At 66.4% G+C, this 3104-nt stretch carries 6 protein-coding genes; 4 read left to right on the forward strand and 2 right to left on the reverse strand.

The window, feature by feature from the left end; all coding sequences use genetic code 11:
- The coding region (locus FVA95_RS28110) for an integrase core domain-containing protein (protein WP_149662779.1) at positions 1-170 on the forward strand (170 nt) is incomplete at its 5' end.
- Here FVA95_RS28110 and FVA95_RS28115 read toward each other — a convergent pair.
- Together FVA95_RS28115 and FVA95_RS28120 are read right to left on the reverse strand one after the other, a co-directional pair.
- Positions 167-1393: a helix-turn-helix transcriptional regulator gene (locus FVA95_RS28115; RefSeq protein WP_205016016.1), complete on the reverse strand. Its 1227-nt coding sequence runs from the start codon at positions 1391-1393 to the stop codon at positions 167-169. The genes FVA95_RS28110 and FVA95_RS28115 overlap by 4 nt on opposite strands.
- Before the next feature lie 235 nt (positions 1394-1628).
- On the reverse strand, positions 1629-1958 hold the full coding sequence (locus FVA95_RS28120) for a GntR family transcriptional regulator (protein WP_205016017.1): 330 nt from the start codon (positions 1956-1958) through the stop codon (positions 1629-1631).
- 153 nt (positions 1959-2111) lie between these two features.
- Here FVA95_RS28120 and FVA95_RS28125 point away from each other — a divergent pair, with 153 nt between their 5' ends.
- From FVA95_RS28125 to FVA95_RS28135, 3 genes are read left to right on the forward strand one after another with little or no spacing between them, the layout of a single operon-like run.
- A complete protein-coding gene (locus FVA95_RS28125) occupies positions 2112-2318 on the forward strand; it encodes a helix-turn-helix domain-containing protein (RefSeq protein WP_240051788.1) in 207 nt (68 codons plus the stop codon).
- Positions 2318-2674, forward strand: a complete 357-nt coding sequence (locus FVA95_RS28130) for a hypothetical protein (protein WP_149666825.1) — start codon at positions 2318-2320, stop codon at positions 2672-2674. The genes FVA95_RS28125 and FVA95_RS28130 overlap by 1 nt, the downstream gene beginning before the upstream one ends.
- Positions 2671-2949 carry a hypothetical protein gene (locus tag FVA95_RS28135; RefSeq protein ID WP_149666826.1) on the forward strand — a complete coding sequence of 93 codons (279 nt, stop codon included), beginning with the start codon at positions 2671-2673 and terminating at the stop codon, positions 2947-2949. Before FVA95_RS28130 ends, FVA95_RS28135 begins: the two co-directional genes overlap by 4 nt.
- The last annotated feature ends 155 nt before the right edge of the window (positions 2950-3104 follow it).

Here is a 3104-nt window from a genome sequence, read left to right on the forward strand (position 1 = left end):
GGACCCTGGCCGACGGCTGGGCCTACGCCCGACTCTATGAGTCGACCCGCCAACGCAACGACGCCCTACCCGGCTGGCTGCACTTCTACAATCACCACCGCGCTCACTCCGCCATCGGCGGCCAGCCACCAGTCACCAGGCTGACCAACCTCCCTGGACATCACACCTAGCTGGGCCTCGCGAGACTGCGTATCTGCTCTAGATAGGCCGCTGCTTCCTGCTCGTTGGCGTATCGATCGGCGAGCACTTGGCCCAGGTCGCGGGAGACCATCGCCAAGCTCGGCAGAGACTGACGCGGTCCACTGAGCGCGCGTCGTCCGTGGATCAGCGCTTCGTCCAGATCGCCCTCTCGTGCTGCTGCGACACCAAGAGTGATGCGAGCCTCCGCGATGCGCATCGGCCAGCGCTCGCGATTGTCGAAGTCGGTTCCGGCTCGGATGACTTCCTCTGAAAGTTCTCGCGCCCGGTCGTTGTCGCCGACATGGCGATAGCAGTCCATTGCATAGAAATCATACTTCGACGGATCGACGACGAAGTGGTTCTGGATGTTGTCGGGGTAGGGCAGCGAATCGAGCTGCTTTCGACCGATATCTAGGGCCTGCTCCATCTCGCGGTGCCTGCCCATTCGGGCATAAGCCTTCGCCTCTTGGGCGATAAGCTGAACGCCGACACTGTGGTTGCCGCTCGCGCCGCGTCCGGCCTCCGCGGCGGCGATGACGCCACGATAGTCTCCATTCGTTAGGGCGAACCATGCCTTCATCTCGTGAGCCCATCCCAGGACACCTGGGGTCTCAGATTCCGCGCCGAGCCGCAATGCTGCCTGGCGTGTTGCTTCGGCAGCCTGACGACGCCCGGTGTCATACTCTAGGCAGCCAACGAGGAGGGCAAGCCAACCGGCAAGCTCCAGTGTTTCGCGTCGCTGGCTAAGGGTGAGTCGTCGATCCTGTAGTTCGACCAAACGGCGAAGCCATTGTCGGCCCTCAACGATCAGGCTGTTCGGATCGCTGCTTGCGTACTCCGAGCACAGGCGCTCTACGGTGATCCGTAAAGCGTCAAGCGTTGCAGAATTGATGTCTGAGATGTTAATGCGGCTGACGATCTCAAGCGTGTCCATGCCGGAGCTGGCGATCAGGTCGACCGTGGCGGGTTTGTTCTCCGGCGGAAACAATGAGGCAGTCGCAGTGCCAAGGGTTGCCGCGATGATGGGGGCGTAATGCGCTCCGGGCTTGTTCTCGCCGAGTTCCCACGCTTTCCATCGACGCTCAAGGTTCTGGGCGTCGGGTAGCGCGCTTTCGGAGTGTCTGCGCATCTCCTCTGCGGCGGCGGCCTGTGACCACCCGCGAGATTCCCGCATTGCCCGGATGCGCTTCGCCCAGCTCGGCCGGTCGCTCATGATCCCGGATTCCCCTCGTCCATCGCCAGCGTCTCAAGTGTGGCATCCGAGCCGCCGGGAGGCGGCCGATCTCGAACCTTGGTGATGCGGTGTAGCTGGGGTGATATCACCCCAGCACCGTGGTCCTCACCTGCGGCAACACTGTGGCGACGGCGCCTGACAAACCAGTGTTGTCGTCGTGAACACAGCGACTACAGCCGCTACGGGTGCGGCAGGCGGTGGGTGGCAGCCAGCCTCAGGGGAGACGGCGCTCCACGGCCTCCAGGCGCTCGGTGAGGCTTCTGACGGCGGCGGCAAGGTCGGCGACGGTAGGAGTGGCTTCCGCATCCTGCTCGGTGCGTACGAACGAGCCCTGACCGTGGCGAGTGACGATCAGGCCCTCGCCGCGCAGCTCGGCGAAGGCTCGCTTCACAACGCCGGGGGACACGCCGAACGAGGAGGCGACGTCGCCGTAGGACGGCAAGGAGTCACCAGGGCCAAGGTCGCCGTCCTTGATCTGTCGCCGGTAGATCTCGGCGACTTGCTGGTAGGGCGGCCGGGAGTCGTCTGGGTCCCAACTGTGCACGTCAAGAACGGTACAGGCCGCCAAGGCTGCCATCTCAGACATGACAGAGTCGACTCAGTCGACTCTGTTTGCTACCTTCTCTCTTGTTCCCCTCGCCGCTCGGCTCGCCCGACGGCGCGGGATCGCCACATCCAGGACAACCACGGAGGAACGATGAACATCGATAAGGGTCGGATGTACCGGGTCAGCGCAGTCGCCGAGATGCTCGACGTGTCTCTTTCGACCGTCTATCGAGCCGTGGAGAGCGGAGACCTGCCGGTTTTGCGGTTCGGCAAGGCGATGCGTGTCCCGGGCCAGGCGCTGGCGAACTGGCTCGACAAGCGGATCACCGTCGCGTCGGCCCAGGGCGGCGAGGCGTGATGCGGGTGGTAGACGCCCGCCGTCGTCGAGTGCTGGACCAGGTGCGGGGCGAGTTCTGGCACCGGTCCGGTGCCGGGGTGGCGCTGGTGGTGCTGACCGGGGTGTTCGTGGTTCTGGCGTTGGGGGTGGCGGGTCCGCTGGACGGTGTGGCCGGGGTGCTGGTGTGGGTCGCGGTCGGGGTGGCGGGGGTCGAGGCTGCCGAGGCGTTGGGTGGCGCGGTCGTGGAGTGGCGGGAGTGGCGTCGTCTGCGTGTGAACGGCGCTTATCTGTCGGCGGTGGTGGAGGTTGTGGCGGCGCAGGAGTGGGCGGAGCTGGTTCTGCTCGGCGCTGGGGAGCCCCCGGCGGGTGCGCGGTGAGCGCCCGGCTGGGTGCGGTGGTGGAGCGGGCGGCGGCGACGGCGTCACGGGAGCGTCCGGCGCGGGCGGTGCGCCCGGGGTGGTGGGTCTACTCCTACGGCTCGGCGGGTGGGGAGTGGGCGCAGGTCATCGCGATCGGCCTGTTGTCGAAGGGGTGGGTGCGGTTCGAGCTGCGCCACCTCGATGGCCGGCGCGGTCTGGTCGAGGCGTCCCCGTCGCATCCGACGTCGTGCCTGACGGCGTCCACGGCGCGGCGGGTCGGGATCACCGGGTGACGTTGGTGAAGCGGGTCCTGCGCTTTACGCGCTGACCCCCGGGTGTGGGCCGGTCGGGACCGGACGGGCGCACCCCGTTGATCCACATAGGACAGACGAGATGAGGAGCAGGGCGATGGGTTGGTTGTCGAGTACGGCCAGGGGCGGGGCCCGGG

Source organism: Pseudonocardia sp. EV170527-09 (genome assembly GCF_008369905.1).
In the GTDB taxonomy this organism is placed as follows: Bacteria; Actinomycetota; Actinomycetes; order Mycobacteriales; family Pseudonocardiaceae; genus Pseudonocardia.

Coding starts and splice junctions, on each gene's coding strand:
- FVA95_RS28125 (WP_240051788.1), top strand. CDS start 2,112: ATGAACATCGATAAGGGTCGGATGTACCGGGTCAGCGCAGTCGCCGAG.
- FVA95_RS28130 (WP_149666825.1), top strand. CDS start 2,318: ATGCGGGTGGTAGACGCCCGCCGTCGTCGAGTGCTGGACCAGGTGCGG.
- FVA95_RS28115 (WP_205016016.1), bottom strand. CDS start 1,393: ATGAGCGACCGGCCGAGCTGGGCGAAGCGCATCCGGGCAATGCGGGAA.